Origin of the sequence: Emticicia sp. CRIBPO, from assembly GCF_009905725.1 — a bacterium.
Taxonomy (GTDB): domain Bacteria; phylum Bacteroidota; class Bacteroidia; order Cytophagales; family Spirosomataceae; genus Leadbetterella.
Genome location: NZ_JAAAKV010000006.1, coordinates 217,553 through 237,769, shown reverse-complemented (window position 1 = coordinate 237,769; position 20,217 = coordinate 217,553). Strand labels below are relative to the sequence as shown.

The 20,217-nt window shown below is 43.0% G+C and carries 15 protein-coding genes; 6 read left to right on the top strand and 9 right to left on the bottom strand.

The window, feature by feature from the left end; all coding sequences use genetic code 11:
• The gene (locus tag GVN16_RS14165; RefSeq protein WP_166564556.1) at nt 1-1,515 is read right to left on the bottom strand and encodes a GH3 auxin-responsive promoter family protein; all 1,515 of its coding nucleotides are present in this window, start codon (nt 1,513-1,515) and stop codon (nt 1-3) included.
• 51 nt (nt 1,516-1,566) lie between these two features.
• The gene (locus GVN16_RS14160) at nt 1,567-2,466 is read right to left on the bottom strand and encodes a glycerophosphodiester phosphodiesterase family protein (RefSeq protein WP_229244182.1); all 900 of its coding nucleotides are present in this window, start codon (nt 2,464-2,466) and stop codon (nt 1,567-1,569) included.
• Between the two features lie 114 nt (nt 2,467-2,580).
• On the opposite strand from GVN16_RS14160, the gene GVN16_RS14155 reads away from it, so the two are divergent.
• Entirely contained in the window at nt 2,581-5,586 is a 3,006-nt protein-coding gene (locus tag GVN16_RS14155) for a PVC-type heme-binding CxxCH protein (protein ID WP_166564555.1), read from the top strand.
• Between the two features lie 166 nt (nt 5,587-5,752).
• Here GVN16_RS14155 and porV read toward each other — a convergent pair whose 3' ends face one another.
• The 3 genes from porV to GVN16_RS14140 form a co-directional block, all read right to left on the bottom strand.
• Nucleotides 5,753-6,865 (bottom strand): type IX secretion system outer membrane channel protein PorV, encoded by a 1,113-nt coding sequence (porV, locus tag GVN16_RS14150; RefSeq protein ID WP_166564554.1) that lies wholly within the window; start codon nt 6,863-6,865, stop codon nt 5,753-5,755.
• Between the two features lie 138 nt (nt 6,866-7,003).
• A complete protein-coding gene (gene porU / locus GVN16_RS14145; protein ID WP_166564553.1) occupies nt 7,004-10,360 on the bottom strand; it encodes a type IX secretion system sortase PorU in 3,357 nt (1,118 codons plus the stop codon).
• A gap of 83 nt (nt 10,361-10,443) precedes the next feature.
• Nucleotides 10,444-11,115: a SprT family zinc-dependent metalloprotease gene (locus GVN16_RS14140; protein WP_166564552.1), complete on the bottom strand. Its 672-nt coding sequence runs from the start codon at nt 11,113-11,115 to the stop codon at nt 10,444-10,446.
• A gap of 287 nt (nt 11,116-11,402) precedes the next feature.
• Between GVN16_RS14140 and GVN16_RS14135 the strand changes: the two genes are divergently transcribed.
• The 4 genes from GVN16_RS14135 to lptB all read left to right on the top strand — a co-directional run bounded on the left by GVN16_RS14135 (nt 11,403) and on the right by lptB (nt 15,307).
• The gene (locus tag GVN16_RS14135; RefSeq protein ID WP_166564551.1) at nt 11,403-11,945 is read left to right on the top strand and encodes a peroxiredoxin; all 543 of its coding nucleotides are present in this window, start codon (nt 11,403-11,405) and stop codon (nt 11,943-11,945) included.
• A gap of 66 nt (nt 11,946-12,011) precedes the next feature.
• Complete coding sequence (locus tag GVN16_RS14130) at nt 12,012-12,599, top strand: carboxymuconolactone decarboxylase family protein (RefSeq protein WP_166564550.1); 588 nt, start codon at nt 12,012-12,014, stop codon at nt 12,597-12,599.
• A 156-nt stretch (nt 12,600-12,755) separates the two neighbouring features.
• Nucleotides 12,756-14,486 carry a single-stranded-DNA-specific exonuclease RecJ gene (gene recJ, locus GVN16_RS14125; RefSeq protein WP_166564549.1) on the top strand — a complete coding sequence of 577 codons (1,731 nt, stop codon included), beginning with the start codon at nt 12,756-12,758 and terminating at the stop codon, nt 14,484-14,486.
• An 83-nt stretch (nt 14,487-14,569) separates the two neighbouring features.
• Nucleotides 14,570-15,307 (top strand): LPS export ABC transporter ATP-binding protein, encoded by a 738-nt coding sequence (lptB, locus tag GVN16_RS14120; RefSeq protein ID WP_166564548.1) that lies wholly within the window; start codon nt 14,570-14,572, stop codon nt 15,305-15,307.
• A gap of 107 nt (nt 15,308-15,414) precedes the next feature.
• On the opposite strand, the gene GVN16_RS14115 is transcribed toward lptB, so the two are convergent.
• Complete coding sequence (locus tag GVN16_RS14115; RefSeq protein WP_229244181.1) at nt 15,415-15,651, bottom strand: hypothetical protein; 237 nt, start codon at nt 15,649-15,651, stop codon at nt 15,415-15,417.
• Nucleotides 15,620-16,225 carry an RNA polymerase sigma factor gene (locus GVN16_RS14110; protein ID WP_166564546.1) on the bottom strand — a complete coding sequence of 202 codons (606 nt, stop codon included), beginning with the start codon at nt 16,223-16,225 and terminating at the stop codon, nt 15,620-15,622. The genes GVN16_RS14115 and GVN16_RS14110 overlap by 32 nt, the downstream gene beginning before the upstream one ends.
• Nucleotides 16,226-16,660: 435 nt before the next feature.
• Between GVN16_RS14110 and GVN16_RS14105 the strand changes: the two genes are divergently transcribed.
• The gene (locus GVN16_RS14105) at nt 16,661-17,896 is read left to right on the top strand and encodes an outer membrane beta-barrel protein (RefSeq protein ID WP_166564545.1); all 1,236 of its coding nucleotides are present in this window, start codon (nt 16,661-16,663) and stop codon (nt 17,894-17,896) included.
• 9 nt (nt 17,897-17,905) lie between these two features.
• Here GVN16_RS14105 and rimO read toward each other — a convergent pair whose 3' ends face one another.
• Both rimO and GVN16_RS14095 read right to left on the bottom strand, forming a co-directional pair.
• A complete protein-coding gene (rimO, locus tag GVN16_RS14100) occupies nt 17,906-19,216 on the bottom strand; it encodes a 30S ribosomal protein S12 methylthiotransferase RimO (RefSeq protein WP_166564544.1) in 1,311 nt (436 codons plus the stop codon).
• Between the two features lie 241 nt (nt 19,217-19,457).
• Nucleotides 19,458-20,084, bottom strand: coding sequence for a DUF998 domain-containing protein (locus GVN16_RS14095; protein WP_166564543.1), 627 nt, complete (start codon nt 20,082-20,084; stop codon nt 19,458-19,460).
• Nucleotides 20,085-20,217 lie beyond the last annotated feature (133 nt).

The following is a 20,217-nucleotide window of genomic DNA, read 5'->3' as shown; positions in this document are numbered from 1 at the left end:
TCAGATCAGCTTAATGATTTCTTCGAGATATTCTCTTGAATTGCTCAGGCGTGGCACTTTATTCTGTCCACCCAGCTTACCTCTTTTATTCATCCAGTTGTAAAACGTGCCGGGCTGTACAAAATGCACTTTAGGCAGTCTGAGTGCCATGTCTTTGTGGCGTTTGGCGTCATAATCAGAATTGACTTCACGCAGGGTTTTGTCCAGGGTGTCGATGAAGAGCTCCTTGCTTTTCGGAATGGTATTGCATTCTATTACCCATTCGTGGCCGCCTTTTTCTCCCTCGCTCATGTAAATCGGTCCTGCAGTATAATCTTTGATGTCCACTTCTGATGCTTTGGCCGCTGCAGTAATGGCTTTTTCGGCATTTTCAATAATGACTTCCTCACCGAAAGCATTGATGAAATGCTTGGTTCTTCCTGATACCTTTATTCTGAAAGGAGACTTTGAAGTAAACTTGATGGTATCTCCGATCTTATATCGCCATAGGCCTGAATTGGTGGAAATCACCAGGGCATAGTTCTTATCTGTTTCAACTTCTTCCAGGGTCAGGGCTTTCGGGTATTCCTTGTCCCATTCTTCCATAGGGATAAATTCGTAGAAAATGCCATAGTCAAGCATCAGGAGCATTTCGTCCTTAAGTGACAGGTCATCCTGGATGCCGAAAAATCCTTCTGAGGCATTGTACGTTTCAAGATAATTAACCTCGTCGGAAGGGAACAGCTTATTTCTGAATAAGTCGCGGTAAGGCCCGAACGATACCGCTCCATGAACAAAGAGCTCAAAATTAGGCCAGATTTCCAGCATATTTTTCGCTCCGGTCCGTTCCATGATGTTTTCGAGCAGGACCACTGTCCAGGTAGGGACACCCAGGATACTGGCTACGTTTTCCCTGGAGCAGATTTCTATCATCTTGTCCATCTTTTCTTCCCAGTTGTCCATCAGGGCCACTTCAATGGAAGGGGTCCTGAGGTACTCAGCCCAGGTGGGAAGGTTATGCATGATCACCGCAGAGATATCCCCGGCAAAAGTATTTTCATTGAACGGATTAGGATGTAAGGTTCCCCCGATAGACAAGCCTTTGCCATCAAACAGGTTAGACTTAGGGTGCTCCATCAGGTAGAGTGTCATCATATCTTTGCCCCCCCTGTAATGACAATCTTCAAGAGATTCGGCAGAAACAGGGATGAATTTGCTGCGGGCGTTGGTTGTTCCGGATGACTTTGAGAACCATTGTATTTCTGTAGACCACAATACGTTCGGCTCCCCTTTCAGCATTCTTTCTATGTACGGGTAGAGGTCTTCATAGGTTGAAACCGGGACCCTCTCCTGAAAATCCCTGATGGTGTTGATGTCATCAAAATAATATTTCTTTCCGTACTCCGTATTTTTACCCTTGCTGATCAGGTCAAGAAACACCGATTGCTGTGTTTCTATAGGATAAAGTTTAAAGTCTTCTATACGCTCTGACCGGCGTTTAATAAAGAAAGCAAGAATGTCATTTAACAGTCCCAATATGATCAATGTTTTGAATGCAGATGTAAACTAAATATGATTTTACCAATTTCACAAATCTTTTGCCCTATTCGGGTAATCTGTGATTAAACCGTCACAGCCCATGGCTTTGATTTTTTTCAGGTCATCAGGCTTGTTAACAGTCCAGGGAATGACACGGATGTGCATTTTGTGGAGTTGTTCAAGCCGCTCCGGAGTAACTTGCATAAAGTTAGGGCTCCAGATCTCAGGTTTGAATCCGAGGCGATCCAGGTTGTAGGTAATGTCATTGTTTTCTTCCGGTTCGATCAGAACAGAAAGAGTTACTTTAGGATACTTTCCGGCTTCTATCCTGGCATGCCAGTGCTTGAGAACATTAAAGTCGAAACTCTGGATGGTCACCCTTGCAGGGGAGACTTCATCCACCAGAACTTCTGAGACCAGGTCGGAAAATACTTCTATGTCAGGTTGTGAAATGCCGTATTCTTTGACTTCGCTTTTGATCTCAATGTTGTATTTCAGGCCGCTTATGTTTTTGCTTCTGGCATATTTATCTGTTTCCCTGAGGACTTCACGCAGCAGCGGTTTATGAGCTTCCATTTTTTGCTGTTCCGGAAATGCCGGGTTGCCCTTTTTCCCTACATCATATTTTTTAATTTCGGCATAAGTGAGATGGTAGAGGTTGACAGAAGTTTCTCCTGTCACTTTTTTGCCGGAGGGATCGGTAGAAATGACCGGGTTAAAATAAGGTTCGTGTGAGACCACTACTTTTTTGTCTTTCGAAATCACAACGTCCATTTCAAGCGTATGTACACCTTCGTCAATGGCTTTCAGGAAAGCAGGCAGGGTATTCTCAGGTCTTAAGCCCCTGGAACCTCTGTGTCCCTGAATTTCGAAAGAAGTTGATTGCTGAGCCATTAACGACTGAAAATTAAAGAGAATTACAAATAGTAAGGCTGACTTTTTTTTCATGTATCCATGATTTGTAAAATGCTGTCAAAAGTAAAGTAATTTTTTTAATTCGAGACATGTAATTAACTTTGTTTACCTTTTCACATTCACAATTAAAGAAGTTTTCTAATTCTTATGAAAATCCCGATTCTGCTTATTTTTAGTTTTGTTCTCTTGATTTCCTGCAACAAAGAGGAAAAAACGGCCACACAAAATGAAACCGGCTTATTTACCGAAAACAATAGTTTTATCACAACTGAAGGCATTTCAATCAAAGACAGCGAACTTGAAATAACCCTTTTTGCCTCTGAACCCATGATTGCCAATCCGACCAACATGGATATCGATCAGAAGGGCAGGGTCTGGATGTGTCAGGCCTATAATTACCGCAATGATTTCAACAAAATCCCCTATGAGAAAAAAGGGGACAAAATCCTGATTCTTGAAGATACAGATAATGATGGCAAAGCCGATAAATCCAAGGTTTATTACCAGGGAGAGGATGTGAATTCGGCTTTGGGTATTTGTGTGACAGGTAATAAATTGATTGTGTCCTGCAGTCCGAATGTACTGGTTTTTACGGACACCAACGGTGACGATGTGCCCGACAAAAAGGAGATCTTGTTTAAAACGGTTGGCGGCCTTCAGAGTGACCATGGTCTCCATGCCTTTGTTTTCGGACCAGACGGCAAGCTTTATTTTAACTTCGGAAACTTCGTCAAGGGGCTGACCACTGCAGACGGCAAGCCTATGAATGATATTTACAATACGCCGATCTCCGATGATAGCAAACCGCTGCGTGAAGGAATGGTACTGAGGATTGATCCGGACGGAAAAAATCCTGAGGTTTTAGGCTGGAACTTCAGAAACAATTATGAACTGGCACTCGACTCATTCGGAAGGATATGGCAGTCAGATAATGATGATGACGGCAATCGCGGAAACCGCATCAACTTTATAGTGGACTATGGTAATTACGGCTATAAAGATGAAATGACGGGGGCCGACTGGCGGGTTAAGAGGACCAACATGGAAGATTCGGTTTTTCTACAGCACTGGCATCTGAACGATCCGGGTGTTATCCCGAATTTAAGACAAACCTATGCGGGCTCACCGACGGGGATGCTGGTTTATGAAGGAGACTTATTGCCACCAAAATATAAGGGAGAGCTTATTCTTTGTGATGCGGGCACCAACCTCGTCAGTGCTTATCCATCCATACAGGACGGAGCAGGTTTTAAGGTGAGTAAACTGCCTATCGCTGACGCTTCGGGTAAAGACCAGTGGTTCAGGCCATCTGATGTGACCGTGGCACCTGACGGCTCTCTTTTTGTGGCCGACTGGTATGATGGCGGGGTAGGAGGGCACGGTATCGGAGACCTTAAGAAAGGGCGTATCTACCGGATTGCCCCGAAAGGATCAAAGTTCAGCAAGCCGGTTTTTGACTATAAATCAATTAAAGGGGCCATTGAAGCTCTTAAAAATCCGAACCTGGATGTCAGGTACCTGGCTTTTCAGGCTTTGCAGGGATTTGGCGTGAAAGCTGAGACTTCGCTGCTGGAATTGTATGAAAAAGGTGAGCCTGCTTACCGGGCGAGAGCCTTGTGGCTGCTGAGCAAGATCAAGAACCGCGAAACGCACTATATTCAGAAAGCAGGTCAGGATGCCTACGAAGACATCAGGATGGTGGCAGTTAAAATAGCCAGGCAATCGAGAAAATTTGACAAGGCCTTTTATCTGAAAATGTCAAAGGATAAATCATTTGAGGTCAAAAGAGAAGTAGCCCTGGCCATCCGTCATCAGAATCAGCCTGAGATATGGGCCAGCCTGGCGGAAAGCTACGTAAGCGGAGATCGCTGGTACCTCGAGGCCCTGGGTATTGGTGCTGATCAGGACTGGGATAATTGCCTGAAAGCCTATCAGGAATTGAAAGGTGAAAGATGGCTGGAAACGGATGCGGCAAAAGATATCGTCTGGAGGAGCAGGGCGACGAACACACCGCAACTTTTGGCAGAGATCATCGGGAAATCGGGTTTTGCGAGCAAAGCCAGGTATTACCGTGCCTTTGATTTCCAGGAAAATAAATCGAAAAATGATGTTTTGATCAGCTTACTGAAAAAAACGGATAATGCCCAGGAGAAGGTCATCATTTTCCGGCACTTTGATAAAAACACCATCACCCGGAATGCTGAATTCAATAAAATCCTTCCTGAAGTAATCAAGTCTATTGAAGATCCGTACGATTTCCTGGACATTATTTCCAGGTATGAGATTAAAAGTGAATCTGCCCGTTTAAGAAAGTTATTAATGGAAAGCCAGGATGATAACCTGACCCTTGAAGCTGCTGTAGTTACTGTTGGCCTTTACGGAATAGTACCTTTGAAAGAAGCTGTCACTGATCCCGGAAGAAATAAAAAGGAAGTGGTGAAATTGATAGAAAGGATCGGTATGGTGGATAATGAGAACATCAACCGTCAGCTGGTTTTGATCTTTACATCAGAGAAATACCCGATGAGTTACAGGAAAGCGGCCCTTTTGGCTATGCGTGGGTGGGTTGGTGAAGTTACGCTGTGGGATCTTTATAAAGTAAATAAAATACCTGCTGAGTTTAAAGAAGACGTCAGGAAGATGCTGACGATGTCTTTCAGAAGTAACATCAGGACAGAAACCGTGAAAATGTTTGGTAATAAGCAGGTAGAGGAAGTAAAAGGAGACCAGCATTTACTTGCTCAGAAAACAGGCGATGCCGGATCGGGAAAAACGATATTTGAGACTTATTGCAAAGGCTGCCATATGGTTAATAAACAAGGAGTTGATTTTGGTCCGGGACTGAGCCAGATCGGAAAGAAACTGACCAAGGAAGGCTTGGTTACCGCCATTCTGAAACCCAGTCAGGGAGTAAGCTTCGGCTATGAGGGCAGTATAATCACCCTCACTGACGGATCGCAGGTTCAGGGCATCATTACGAGCAAGACAGCTACGGAATACATGGTCAAATATGTCGGGCAATCAGATATTAAAATACTTAAGAAAGGTGAAGTAAAATCAGTTGAGCCTATGAAAGACTCGCTGATGCCTGATTTCGGGCTGAAAGACCAGGAGGTGATAGACCTTGTCGAGTACCTTCACCTGCTGAAATAAGCTTTCAGCAGCTTTCCTGAGAGACGCGGGGTTACCGGATAATGTCTGTGATACGCGTGAGGATTGTTTATCAGAAAAGCATGTAATCGTTAACATAATCCTTTTACCCCATTAAAAAAGCCACCCGACGGGTGGCTTTTTATGTTATAAGAAGTAAAAATGTATCTTATTCTGTAATGTCGGCTTCCGTCTCTTTAACCGTTCCTTTAGACTTATTCGGAAGGTTGATGTTGAAACTCAATCTCCAGGTATTGGCCAGCGGGTTACCGGCATTGGTCGGGATCAGATAAGCCAGGTCGATGCTGTAAGTTTCTTTGAGTTTAATTCCTGCACCCATCGTAGCGTATTTTCTGCCGCCTTTTGAAATAGGTTCGAAGAAATAACCGCCTCTGATGGCAAAGAAATTGTCATAGTTGTATTCTACACCTACAGATCCCATGAACTCCCTGATCTCTTCTTTAAATCCGTCAGGAGCATCTGAGAAAGAACTGAACACGGCCGAGAACGAACCGACATTCGGCACTTTTCCGGTAGAATCAGGTGTGGGCACTAGTAATTTATTAAAATCAATTAAGAAATTGAAATTATTGTGGTTATCCGGTTTGATAGAAATGCTTGTACCTAGCTTAAGATTGGCAGGAATATAGTATTCTCCGAAGCCATAATTGATTTTACCTCCAAGGTTCTGCAAAACCAACCCGAATGCATAATCTACCTTTTTAACGTCTTTGTCGGTAGGTCTGTTCTTGTTGTAATATATGCCGAGGTCAAACGCCGCGGTTCTGCCCGGCTTACCTGCCTGACCACCGATAACATTCGTACCTACAAGGTTTGAACTGATATACTTAAGATTTAAACCCATAGAGAAATCCTGGTTCAGCTTCTGGGCGATCCCCGCAGCGAAGACAAATTCTCTTGAGGTGAATTTACCGTTGGTATTACCCTGGGCATTGGTAAATTCGATCTCTCCCTGGTTAAAATAAGTCAATCCGGCTGTAAGTGTTTGTTTATCAGATATTTTGTGATATCCCACAGCGTTAAGAAGGCTCATGTCCTGTACCAGGTCGCGAAGCCATGGGGCATACGATAAACTGGCCCCGGTTTTGTTTTCTATGAATGCCAGCTTTGAGGTGTTCCAGAAAAGTGAACTCGCGTCAGGAGTTGAGGCCACACCCGCGTCACCCATCGAAGCAGCCTTCGAGTTAGGAGAGATGGTCAGAAAAGGAACAGCTGATGAGACAACCCTGTATTGTTTTGTAAGAGCTTGTGAATAACCCAAATATGGAAGAAGTAGAATTATTCCAAAAATTCTGAAACTTTTGATTTTCATAAATGAAAAATAAAAAAATATATCGTTTAATGTGTATTACGTAAAAATTACCCCAATTTGAATCCTCAAATTAATGGGTTTTTATTCTTATTTCCAAAACAACAGTTTACCGCTGGCAAATCCGGAAATGTTTTCCCTTAATGATTTAACATCAATTTTATAAAATAATTGTCCGTTAGTGATGAAATTAGCGTTAAAATCTATGCCGATTTCCTTTTTAGGCTCACAAACATAACAATTGTATTGCTGATTAAAAATTACCCTGCCCAGTCCATCCGTGATTTTCATATTGATTTCAAGGTCGTCATCAGGCCGGTTATGCGTAAAGCTGAACGTAGTAAAGTCTTTGAACGGATTCGGATAATTTTTCAAATCTTCTATTTTTAGTGTTGGTTTCTGGATATTGAATACCAACGTTTCCTCTGATTTATTATTATGAGTATCCCAGACAATTAGCTTTACATGGTGCTTTCCTTCCGCCAGGTTTCCGAAGTTATAATTCAACTGCCCCCGGGTGTATCCGGAGATATTATAAAAGTGGGGATTCGCCACTACTTTCATCGTATCATTCAGTATGATCAGCATCTCATGTCCGATACCCGATTGAGAAATGTTGATCCCGCTTTCATCGGATATGGCCGCCGACAGTATATTATTGTTTACCTTCATTTCTATTTTCGGACCTGTGTTGTCTTTAACGGCCTGGTCATCGGAACCCCCGATCAGGAAATCTTCAAAATGGCCGAAATACTCAGACGAGCTGTCCTTGCTGATGGCATAAAGAAACATTTTTCCCTGTCCTGTTCTGTAATCAATATCCTTTGGTATCACAAAGGAAACCGAAAACCGGCTGTTGATGACTTCAAAACGTCCTTCAAAAAGCTTGCTCCTCAGGGTTTCGTATTCCATTTTAGGGCTTTCTGAAGAAGAACCCAATGTGCTCACTTTTGATAATTTATCATAAACTACCAGGTTAAGCGTACCATTGAATCCCTGCGTTTTTACCTCACCTTCTATATTCATTTTTGAAAGAGCTTTCAGCAACTGACCTTTGGGCGTCGCTCCATTAATCTTTGTCACTTCTACTTTAGACGTGAAATTTGGAATAAGTAACGAGGGGTCACCCAAAAAAGTAAAATTTCTGTTTATTTCTCCGTCGATGGCACTGTTTTTTGTCAACCTGAAGAGATCTCCGACCCTTTTGGCTTCGGATGTAGATAAGAAATCGTAAAACGCCGTATTGATGGTAAAATTGGTACTGGAATAAACAGGCCTGGTAGTGGTCAGCAATCCGATGGCCCCTCCCGACGGATTCAGCAGGGCCAGCTCTGCCCCGGAAACCAACGAGGGATTATCAAATTTCCCAAACTGACAGGTGGCTGTAAAGAAAAGAGGAAGATTCTTAAGGTTTCTCCAATGGGTGATCTGGGGAGTGGTCAGGAGTTTTTCTTCTGCCCAGCCGTCTTCTGATCCGTGCCCGTTATAGTTAATGATGAACGAGCCGTCTTCTACCGCTTTTTGCAATGCTTCCGTGGCTTTGGGTGACCTTGATCCGTTGGGTGAGCTGACCATCGGATAGGCATCCAGGTAAAGTTTCTGAATCAGGAACGCCGGACTTTTGGTACTGACGATAGATGAAAGACCTTCAGCATCTCTCTGATGGATGTTGTAATCTTTATCATCAGCCACAAAACTGATCCTGTTTTTCCAGTTTCCGGGGCTCCTGGATATGGAATCATAGTAAAGCAGCTTGTTTACCACAGCCCTGGCTTCTTCCCTCGATTTGGCGGGTATCCTGCCTATGCCGATATCTAAAGTATGGTCGTCTTCTCTTGATTTATACCAGAAATTATTCTCGCTATATCCTTCCTTCCATTCGCCCTCATGGTCTTCGAGGAAGCCGAAGTAGTCGTCAGAGGAGTAGCTGTAAACTGGCTCCATCGACTCACGGCTCTGATAGGCAGGAACTTCCAGTTTTTTGTTGACAAACGAAAACGAGGAAATATTTTTATAGTCGTAAGACCCGTCTCCGAAAATGAGCAGGTATCTGAACTTGCTTTTATCTTTTTGGTAAAAGAACCTGCAAAGATCCCGGATGGCGGTCGGATCGGGACTGCCTGAGCTGAATTCATTATAAATTTCCTCAGTGCTGAGCATAAGCACATCCAGCTTGTCTTTTGTTTTTCGGTGTTCAGCGAGTATTTTGACCTCATTCCTGAAGCTTTCCGGAAAGACAATGACCATGTCCGGAGTATCAGAGCTCCTGATGTCCTGATTGGATACGAGGGCAGAAAAAGCCGGAGTATAAACATACTGAGGATCGGTGATCAGAAATGTCTTAACCTTGCTGACGAAGTCTCCGGAATGAGTAAGGACTCCGGATATGGCCTGATTGGAAACAGATTTCGGATTAAATTTATCATCCACTTCCCAGATCAGGGTATTAGGGCCAATGCCGCTCATTTTGAAATTGTAGGATGGCGTTGTGCCAGGGTTCAATATCCTGGCTACCGTTTGCCGCGGATATTCTTTTAGTTGCCGCTGCCCGTTGATTGTAAAATAATTCAGATATGCCCCGGCACTGGAGGAGGTGGCGTTTTTTAATTTATAAGTAACATTAAATGATTCATTTAAAGGGGAAGCATAAAAATCAAGGTCGCTCCAGTTGGCTACCCGGTTGTAGCGGGCATAAATGTCATTATTGATATAAAGCGTTCGCATCAGTTCATGCGTAGCTACTGTTTTATCATCAATGTTAAAGTCCATTTGCTGGGCAGACCGGCCTACCCCGGCAAGTGACGAATGAATAAGAAGAGGCTTGGTTTTGACTAACCCTTCAATTTTTACAGGAAACGAGGCTTGGTTATTGATGAATTCGCCCAGCCACACCCTTCCTGAATTCAGCAGGTTTTTCTGGTCGATCTCATAAAATTCGAAGTGATTGAATGTGTCGATGACCGGAAATGCTGAAGCTTTAGCGGGGGCAGCCGTTATTTTTTTAGACGCACCTTCTGTGTAAGTCACAAAGTAAAAAGTGGTATCGCTGTATGGGTTGATTTCATGTAAAAAATGACTTCCGGTTTCGTCCGGAAATACTTTGTGAGGCGATCGCCCCAGGAAATATATCTTGTCGTTTTTGTCGAATTTGCCGTCCTGATCAGTGCATAATACAGCAAGCTCCGTCAGGTCCGGTATCCTTGGTGCCGTGTTGGCCTGGGGAAGGCTGCCCTCGTTGTTTCCGAATACCCTGATGTGTGCAGGATTGATGCCTGAAGTGTTGACCTGGAGCTTTTTAAGGAAATTCTCATCTATCCCATAAATACCTGTTTCTGTTACGCCTATCCTTATCCATTTACCTTTTGCAAGCACCGAATTCTGGGCGTTTGCAAAACCGGATATCGTAAGGACAAGGAGCAGTAATGATATTTTCAGGGTATACTTCATTAAAAAAACTTAAGGGGTCAAATTAGAACGATTTATTTATACTCTTTGTATCAAAAGCCCCCTTTTTAAGCAGTAAATAGTGTTTAATTGACCTGTTCAACTTCTGCGTGAGACGAAATCGTATATTTTCGTTTACCCACAGTGGCTTCTACCAGGGTGCGGGTTCTGCGATCTTCCAGTTTTTTATAGACTTTGTTGTGGAAGTTAAAAAGACTTCCGTTTTTTAATTCACCCAGCGATAGTTTATCGGGATTCTGATTTTCTGAATACCTGGCCAGGGTTTTGACCAGCAGCGGATCTTTCGAAGAAGAGGCTGCAGGGTTTTGCATATGGGCACTCAGTACTTTCAGGACATCCGGCGGGAAAACGTAATTGTTGAGAACCGGGGCCATCAGTTGCTTGAAATTGTTTTTCCACTCCTGGCCGTGGGGCAAGGGTCTTTTTCTTTTGCCCATGTATTGTAACAGTGTGCGTTGATGTGCCACTTCGTGAATATAGGTAATCAGAAAAGAATACGGATTAAGGTCATGATTGACAGTGATCTGATGCTGGCCGTTCCGGAATGAGTAATTCCCGAGACAGGTATTGCGTGTCCGGGTCACTTTAAATGAAAACGGTTGGTCTATCCACAGGTCCATGGCATATTTCAGGGCCATAGACGGGATTTTTTTCTCAAGAATGTTCTCGAGAGTTGTCTGGTTTTTGTGTTTTAAGTCCTCTTTGGGAGTTTCCTTGCGGAAAAGACCGAATAACATTTAGCTTCCTTTTTTTTGCAAATTTAACGATTTCCTCTTAGCAATTTATGAAAAAAAAGTGAGAAGTCAATTCGTTGCAGATCAGCAGGGTTATAGTAAGATTCCGGGAGGTTTTTGTATGATTTGCGGAACTGTAACTTTTGCACTATTCCGGGTGTGGTAATATCCGTAAAAAATCAGAAATGTTTAGTAATTTGATAATTGAGTAGTATTTTTGTGAAAAAATTACGGGCTGGTAATTTTTATAAATTGTATTTTATCAATAAATAATTAAATTATTAATCAATATGTTAGGTTTAGGATCACAATTTCCTCAATTCAAAAAAACTTCAGTAGTATCACTTGAAAAAGGTAACGAATTCTACGAAATCTCTTCGGAAGATCACAAAAATGCAGACAAGTGGATGGTGATGTTCTGGTGGCCGAAAGACTTTACTTTTGTATGTCCTACAGAAATCGCCGCTTTCAATCAGCGTGTTGAAGATTTTTCTGATCGTGATGCAGTTTTGATCGGTGCTTCTACTGACTCTGAGTTTGTTCACCTGGCGTGGAGGCAAAATCATGACGATCTGAGAGGTCTTCATTTCCCGATGCTGGCTGATACTTCAAAGTCGCTTGCTGAAGAATTGGGAATTCTTGAAGCTAATGAGAAAATCGCCTATCGTGTGACCTACATCGTTGATCCTCAGGGTGTCATCAGATGGGTATGTGCCAATGATCTTTCTGTCGGCCGTAATGTAGACGAAGTTTTAAGGGTATTGGATGCTCTTCAGACAGACGAACTTTGTCCTTGTAACTGGAAAAAAGGCGAAGAGACCATCAACGCTTAAGTAATAAGAAATCAAAAGAAACAGGAAGGTCCCGGACCTTCCTGTTTCTTTTTAAATCATAAAAATATGTTTGGAGTAACTGCAAACACAAAAAACAGTCTGTTCGAAATCGTTAATTTATCTGCGGAGCTTGAAAGTGCCCTGATTGACAAACTGAATGAATCGGACAGCAGGTATCTGAAAGATCTGAAAATCAATCTTTCAAATTCTCTTAAGGCTACTTCCCTGACAGAAAAAGAGGCATATTTACTGGCCTTTTCTGCCGCTGTCAACGAGAAGTCTGAGGTGCTGATCAAAGCCCTGGAAGAAAAAGCACTGGCTGTGGGTGCCGATCAGAAAGAGATCAATGAAGTGGTTTCGTGCGTGTCTCTGATGAATGCAAACAATGTATTCTACCGTTTCAAACACTTCCTTCATGCCAAAGAGTTCTATCAGAATGCCCAGGCCGGCATCAGGATGTCTATCATGATGAACCCGGTATTGGGAAAAGAATTTTTTGAATTATTAAGCCTTGCCATCTCTGCCCTGAATGGTTGCGAAATGTGTGTTACCTCGCACGAAGCTTCTGTAAAGAGTCATGGTGGATCCGAACAGCGTATTTTTGATGCTGTCAGGTTGGTGGCTGTTGTAAAAAGTCTTACCGTGATTTTGTAAGAGATACATTTATAGTTTTAAAAAACGCCTTCGTGGCGTTTTTTTTGTGCCTTTTTGTAAATTTGAATACTGTTTTGCGTTTTCCGGGATAATAAAACCGAAAATACAATGGCGGGGAAAGCACGCAGGGATAATTATTTTTCCTAATTTTGGGTAATGGTAGAGAAACGCTGGAAATTACAACAACTACCTGAATCCGCTGAGGATCTTCAGGCCACACAATCACTTATCGAAAAACTCAGCATCAGCCCTGTTTTAGCCAATATCCTTTGGCAGAGGGGTGTGCATGATTTTGATGAGGCCAAAACTTTTTTCAGGCCTCAGCTGAGTCATCTGCATGATCCGTTTCTCATGAAAGACATGGACAGGGCTGTAGAAAGGCTTGAACAGGCGATCAGCCTGAATCAGAAAATCATGGTTTACGGAGATTATGATGTGGATGGTACCACCGCCGTGGCCCTGGTGTATGGTTTTCTGTCCGGATTTTACGAACACCTGACTTATTATAATCCCGACCGTTATACAGAAGGGTACGGGGTGTCGGTGAAGGGGATCGATCAGGCGGCCGAAATGGGCGTTTCACTGATCATATGTCTGGATTGCGGAATCAAGGCGGCCGACAAGGTGCAGTATGCCAGGGAGAAATACGGGATTGATTTTATCATTTGCGATCACCACGAGCCCGGGGAGGACCTGCCTGAGGCTGTGGCTGTGCTGGATCCGAAACGAAAAGATTGTGAATATCCTTTCAAAGAGCTTACCGGCAATGGCGTAGGATTTAAGCTGCTGACAGCCTATTGCCTTCGGAATGACATTCCTTTTGAAAAACTGTGCGAATATCTTGATCTGGCCATGGTCAGTATCGCTTCCGATATTGTTCCGATCGTAGGAGAAAACCGGACTCTGGCCTATTTCGGGCTGAAAAAGATGAATGAGAACCCTCGTCAGAGTCTGAAAGCCCTCAAGCAGGTAGCCGGCCATCAGGGCGAAATGAGCATAGAAAGCGTCGTGTTTGTGATCGGGCCGCGGATCAATGCCGCCGGAAGGATCAAACATGCGAAAGCTGCCGTTGAACTTTTACTTTCCGATGACTTTGATGAAGCCCTGGCTTTTGCGTATAAAATCCAGGAAAATAATACCGAGCGGAAAGGCCTGGATGCCAAAATAACAGATGAGGCCCTGGGAATGATCAGGGGAGATGAGTGGATGCTGAATCAGGCCAGAAGTACGGTGCTTTTTAATGAAAACTGGCATAAGGGCGTCATTGGGATTGTGGCCTCGCGATGCATAGAGCATTTTTACAGGCCCACCATTATTTTTACAAAAACCACGGGAGACTATGCCGCAGGTTCGGCCAGGTCCGTTGTCGGATTTAACCTTTATGAAGCCATTGAGGAGTGCTCCCATCTGCTGGAGCAGTTTGGCGGCCACATGCATGCCGCCGGGATGACCATTCCGATTGAAAACATTCAGGCGTTCAGGCTTGCTTTTGATACGGCGGTGAATAACCGGATGGGAGCCGAACCCCTGATTCCTGAGATTAACATTGACCTGGAGATCGGAATTTCAGATATTGACCGGAAATTTTACCGGATTCTGAAGCAGATGTCGCCATTCGGACCCAAAAATATGCAGCCCGTCTTTGTTTCACGTAACCTTCGTCTGGCTTCCACGCCCAGGATATTGAAAGAAAAACACCTTAAAATCGATGTGCTCGATACAGGAACAGGAGCTGTTCTTTCTGCGATCGGTTTTGGTATGGTCGACGATTTTTACAAGGGCCTGGCGGCCGGCCGTCCTTTCGATATGGTTTACAGCATTGATGAGAATACCTTCAGAGGGCAGACCTCCCTGCAATTGTTTATCAGGGATATTAAGTTTGCCTGATTGTAACATATTTTAACAGGAAAAGCTGATATTTAGGCTTAACTTTGTGGTTTCAAACAATTTGTATTTTAATTTTTGTGTAAATGCTTCTTCGGACCGAAAATCTTATCAAAAAATACGGACAACGTCTGGTCAATAATCAGGTGAGTTACCAGGTGGCTCAGGGAGAGATCGTCGGATTGCTCGGACCTAATGGTGCCGGGAAAACCACTTCTTTCTACATGGCCGTTGGTTTGGTGAAACCGAATGAAGGTAAGGTCTGGCTTGATGACCTGGATATTACGAGCCTGCCGATGTACAAAAGAGCCAAACTGGGGATCGGGTACCTGGCACAGGAAGCTTCGATTTTCAGAGATCTGACGGTAGAAGAGAATATTCTCGGTGTACTGGAACTGGCCAAGCCCGGAATGTCGAAAGCAGAGAGGAGAGAAAAGACGGAAGGCTTGCTGGAAGAATTCAGTCTGACCCACGTCCGTAAAAACAAGGGTATCGTATTGTCAGGAGGGGAGAGGAGGCGGACGGAAATTGCCAGGGCTCTGGCGGTTGATCCGAAATTTATTTTACTTGATGAGCCGTTTGCGGGGGTTGACCCGATTGCCGTTGAAGAAATCCAGGGTATTGTGGCCAGACTGAAACACAGAAATATAGGTATCCTTATTACGGACCACAACGTAAATGAGACCTTATCCATTACCGACAGGGCCTACCTGTTATTTGAAGGTAAAATCCTTAAACAAGGCACCGCAGAAGAACTCGCCGCCGATGAAATGGTGAGAAGGGTATACCTGGGGATGCATTTTGAGCTTAAGCGGAAGATATAAGCCAATGCTCAATGCAGAATGATGATTGAAAAATTAATTTTTAATCACAATAATCCTATCCTTGAATCACTCATTCATTCAAAATTAAGAACAAAAAAAACCCGTGATTAAATCACGGGCACATAATTTCTTGAAAATTCCAGAATCCTGTTGGTCGATTTTTCGGAGGGTGAAACTTTTACTTTGTTCAGCCCTTCTTTCAGGTCAATGCAATTAAGATAGAAACTTAATAAATCATTGTCATGTAAGATAGATTCCTCGATAATAAGATTCTCAGAAGGAGTGGTTTCGTTATAAACATAACGAATTACGTCATTCTGCGTCGATGTACAGGTTTGTGTCATAGGCATATTTAGTTTTACTCATCATTTTTCTAAGATTAATGAGAGCGTAACGCATACGTCCTAATGCAGTATTGATACTCACCCCTGTCGCGTCCGCGATTTCCTGAAAACTTAAGTCTTCATAGTGTCTCATGATTAAGACCTCGCGTTGTTGATCAGGCAATCGCTTAATTAAGCTTCTGAGATGTTCATGTGATTCCTTTTTGATCTGTTTTGATTCAATGGAATCCTCAGCAAAATTAAGCGAATTAAACACATTACTTCCGTCCTCAAACACTACATTCGGATAGCGTCTAGCTCTACGGAAATAGTCTATTGCAAGGTTGTGAGCAATCCTCAATATCCACGGAAGAAACTTTCCTTCTTCGTTATATCTGCCGTTTCTTAAGGTTTTAATGGCTTTGATAAATGTATCCTGCATTAAATCCTCTGCCACATAGGCATCTTTGACGACAAGGTAAATCGTGGTATAAACTTTTGATTTGTAACGCTCAACAAGCGTGGCGAAGGCACTTTCATCTCCACGGATGTACGCTGATACAAGCTCACTCTCGTTAACTTGGACTTTTTCCATTTTCTGTTAGGTAATTAGTTAACGTAAAGCTTTATATCATATTATACATCTTGGGTTTTTATTTGTAGAAAAATTGAATTTTTCGAAAGATAGAAAAATAAAATTTAATAAGTCAACAATATTGCCCAAAAAATTAGTTAACGGTATGTTAATTTAAGCCAATCCGATACTTTAATAAATGAAAATCAATTGTTTAAGTACTTAAATTCGTTAATGAAAATAATCGACAGAATTTAATACGGTTTATGATTGAATGGTAGCATAATGAGGTTTTTGACCGTTAAATAACTTTTTCAGATAAAAAGAAAGACTAAGCCCGGCTTCAGCGTCCATTTTGTCCGTTATGTTTTTTCCGGTACAATTTTTGCGTATTTTTAATCAATAGTTGCTTTCCTGTAAAATATCATTGAGTGAATCACAGAATTATATAAAATTATGAGTCCGAATTTTACAAAAATATTATTCCTGGTATTGTTTGGGTTAATGTCCACCAAGCTAGTGGCCCAGAGAGACCTTATCGTAACCCAGGCCGGAGAACAAATCCGGTGCAGAATCCTCGACGAAACACCTTCACGCTTTGTTTATGCTTATTTGGGAGCTAATAATAAAGTACTGAGGTCTGAAATCTTTAAAAACCTGGTAGGTTCATTCAAGTATAACCACTTCCCGGCAGACATCGTTAAGCAGGATAAACTGCCGGCATCCAATGCTTCATCAGGAGATGCCCCGGCCCGTATAGATACCCGGAAAAATAACCCGTCTAACAATACTAAAAAAACGGGTGAAAGCACCCAGCAGTCTCCGAAGACCGGCAGCAATCCGCCGCCTGTTCAGAAAAAGCCAGCCGAAGAGCCCCCGAAAGAGACTAAAAAGCCTGCCAATAATACCGAAAAAACAAAGGAAGCTGCTCCCAAAGAGGTCGTTAAAGAGAAAGAACAGGTAGCAAAAACCACTGAAAAGCCGCTTTCTGCAAAAGAACAGAGGGAATTGACGGGATTGACGGAGCCTGAAAAAAAGTCTGATTATCAGAATTTTATGAAGTACAGAGTCGGTATTAAAGCCGGGCTGGGCAATATCATCAATAAAGGAGGGACCAACACGGAGGCTTTCGGGTTGTACCAGGAAAAGCTGCTGAAGGGCTGGGTGATCGGAGGTGACGCGGCTTATTTTATAACGGATAACTTTGGACTTGGGGCTGTTTATACTGATTTCAAGTCAAAAAACAGCTCGGATAAACTCACTTATCCCCACCTGATTACCGGTGTAACGGTTACCGACGGCACCTTGTCCAATAAGATATCTCACAAATTTGTCGGACCGGCATTTTATGTCAGAAAAAGCATTGATTTTAAAACTTACGTGGTGCTGGGCTTGAGTCCCGGTATGCATTTTTATACCAACAAAGGCCAGTCTAACGGGGTTGATTTTAATTTTAAAGGCAAGTCCTACGGAGCGGCAGCCACCCTCGGGCTTGATTTTCTGCTGGGCAATGACATCACAGGAAGAGACATTATCCTGAGTCTTGAAGGGGGATATAATTATGGAAAAATCAATAAGTTGAATTTTGGGGATGGCAGAGGCGATGTCGCTCTGGAGTTTCCTGTTGATCTGAACCGTCTTGATTTTTCCATAGGGCTACGTTTTATGCGTTTCCCGGGTTACCTGAGATAAAACGGTAGTTTAAGAAACCACCGTTCCGTAAAGGTCAAATTCTTCTGCCTGGTTTATTTTTACATTCGCAAAATCACCCAATCTTACATATTGTTCAGCTGAAACCAGTACTTCGTTGTCTACTTCCGGAGAATCATGTTCAGTTCTGCCGATAAAGTAACCTCCTTCTTTTCTGTCAAAAAGGACTTTATAGGTATTGCCGATTTTCTGCTGGTTTAGTTCCTGTGAAATCTGTTGCTGTAGTTCCATGATGATGTCTGTTCTTTCCTGCTTCACCTCAGGGGCAATGTCATCCGGCATAGAAAAGGAGTGGGTCTGGTCTTCGTGTGAGTATTGGAAAATACCCAGGCGGTCAAACCTCATTTTCTCTACGAAGTAGTACATTTCTTCAAACATTTCCTCTGTTTCACCGGGATGCCCGGCTATCAGGGTGGTTCTCAGGGCCACATTCGGCACTTTTTCACGGATTTTGTTGATCAGTTCCTCTGTTTTGGGTCTGTCTATTCCCCTTCTCATGATCTTGAGCATTTCCGAAGAACCGTGTTGCAGTGGCATATCGAGATAGTTGCAGACATTCGGGCGGTTTTTCATCACATCCAGGATATCCAGCGGGAAGCCTGAAGGATAAGCATACTGAAGTCTGATCCAGTCGATACCTTCCACATCGGCCAGTTTATCGAGGAGTTCAGCCAGGTTTCTTTTCTTATAAATATCCAGTCCGAAATAAGTCAGGTCCTGGGCAATCAGGATAAGTTCCTTGGTGCCTTTTCTGGCCAGGTTCTGAGCCTGCAATACCAGTTCTTCTATAGGACGTGATTCGTGCTTGCCTCTCATAAGCGGAATAGCACAGAAAGAGCAAGGCCTGTCGCAGCCTTCGGCGATTTTCAGATAGGCATAGTGGGCCGGGGTGGTCAGCAAACGCTCACCTACCAGCTCATGTTTGTAATCTGCCTTCAGGGTTTTCAGAAGTCTGGGCAGCTCGTTGGTCCCGAACCACGAATCCACAAGAGGGATTTCTTTTTCAAGATCATCTTTGTAGCGGTGCGACAAACAGCCTGTTACATATACTTTATCGACAACGCCTGCTTCTTTGGCTTCAACATATCTCAGAATGGTGTCTATAGATTCCTGCTTGGCATTGTCTATAAATCCACATGTATTAATGACGACAACGTTCGAATCGTCTTTCGAAGATTCGTGACTCACATTCATTCCGTTTCCTTTCAGCTGTGTAAATAACACTTCCGAGTCCACCAGGTTTTTAGAACAACCCAGTGTGACAATATTGATTTTGGTCTTTTGATTACCTTTTGTTTTCATCTCATCTCTGTTTCAAAAGGCAAAGTTCGCTAAAAAAGAGCAATATATTTAGTGAATGGGGGAATGTTTAGTGATTGGAGGGGGAATGTTCAATGATAGAATGGATGAATGATAGAATGGATGAATGATAGAATGATAGAATGAATCAATGATTGAATGTTTGTCAGATCCCATTACCGGGGGCTTTCAAAATACCTGATTTTTATTTTTGCAGATACACACGGCCATCTGCTTTTGATGTTTATTGTTTTTTTCTGCTGTTCAGGTAAGAAGAACAACTAATAATCCAGACCAGGATAGAAAGTTCTATGATTCTTTGAAACAGACCCGTGTAGGGAGCTGAGTCTCCGGAAAACAACAGGTAAACAAAACTAATGGATAAAAGACCACAGAAATAGGACAGATAAGAGAGTTTTTCGGCATTGCCCCATTTGACGGCACTGATGCCCAGGATCAGCAGGGCAAAAGGAACGGTGATGTAAGTCAGGAATCCGATGAGATTATGGAGTAATTGTGATAAACTCGGGTCAATGTATTGAGGATTGCAGCCTTCGTCGCAAGGGAAAAAACTGGCAAGTACAGTGCCGATGCCGTAAAATACCCCGATGATAAGGAAGCCTCCGAAAGTCAGGGGTGATTTGGGCAGCTCCTTGATGGCATAGATGGAAAAGAATACGATAAAAACACCACTTGGAATATATCCTGCATATTTAAGCATGTCGGCACCCGGGGCACCTTGTGCATATAGCTCGCTGATAAACTGAGTCATGTGATTGTATCCCGGATGAAGGAACCCGCCGAAAATGGTGGTGATAATAAATAAGACAGAACCGGATAGTCCTGCTAAAAACGCTTTTGATCTGATCATTGAATAATTCCTCTTTTTAAGGGATGGCTGTATTGCTCATAAAATTAAGCATAAATTTTTTCATCTGATCACTTCCACGAAAGTGTTCTTAACGAGAATTTACATTTGATTTACCATCGGTTTACATATCAGG

What these genes read in the sequence shown, in the direction of transcription:
- lptB (WP_166564548.1), top strand. Translation starts at nt 14,570, where the DNA reads ATGCTTCTTCGGACCGAAAATCTTATCAAAAAATACGGACAACGTCTG.
- GVN16_RS14140 (WP_166564552.1), bottom strand. Translation starts at nt 11,115, where the DNA reads ATGTTATTCGGTCTTTTCCGCAAGGAAACTCCCAAAGAGGACTTAAAA.
- GVN16_RS14160 (WP_229244182.1), bottom strand. Translation starts at nt 2,466, where the DNA reads ATGAAAAAAAAGTCAGCCTTACTATTTGTAATTCTCTTTAATTTTCAG.
- recJ (WP_166564549.1), top strand. Translation starts at nt 12,756, where the DNA reads ATGGTAGAGAAACGCTGGAAATTACAACAACTACCTGAATCCGCTGAG.
- GVN16_RS14105 (WP_166564545.1), top strand. Translation starts at nt 16,661, where the DNA reads ATGAGTCCGAATTTTACAAAAATATTATTCCTGGTATTGTTTGGGTTA.
- GVN16_RS14110 (WP_166564546.1), bottom strand. Translation starts at nt 16,225, where the DNA reads ATGGAAAAAGTCCAAGTTAACGAGAGTGAGCTTGTATCAGCGTACATC.
- porU (WP_166564553.1), bottom strand. Translation starts at nt 10,360, where the DNA reads ATGAAGTATACCCTGAAAATATCATTACTGCTCCTTGTCCTTACGATA.
- GVN16_RS14155 (WP_166564555.1), top strand. Translation starts at nt 2,581, where the DNA reads ATGAAAATCCCGATTCTGCTTATTTTTAGTTTTGTTCTCTTGATTTCC.
- GVN16_RS14135 (WP_166564551.1), top strand. Translation starts at nt 11,403, where the DNA reads ATGTTAGGTTTAGGATCACAATTTCCTCAATTCAAAAAAACTTCAGTA.
- GVN16_RS14095 (WP_166564543.1), bottom strand. Translation starts at nt 20,084, where the DNA reads ATGATCAGATCAAAAGCGTTTTTAGCAGGACTATCCGGTTCTGTCTTA.
- GVN16_RS14130 (WP_166564550.1), top strand. Translation starts at nt 12,012, where the DNA reads ATGTTTGGAGTAACTGCAAACACAAAAAACAGTCTGTTCGAAATCGTT.
- GVN16_RS14115 (WP_229244181.1), bottom strand. Translation starts at nt 15,651, where the DNA reads ATGACACAAACCTGTACATCGACGCAGAATGACGTAATTCGTTATGTT.
- rimO (WP_166564544.1), bottom strand. Translation starts at nt 19,216, where the DNA reads ATGAAAACAAAAGGTAATCAAAAGACCAAAATCAATATTGTCACACTG.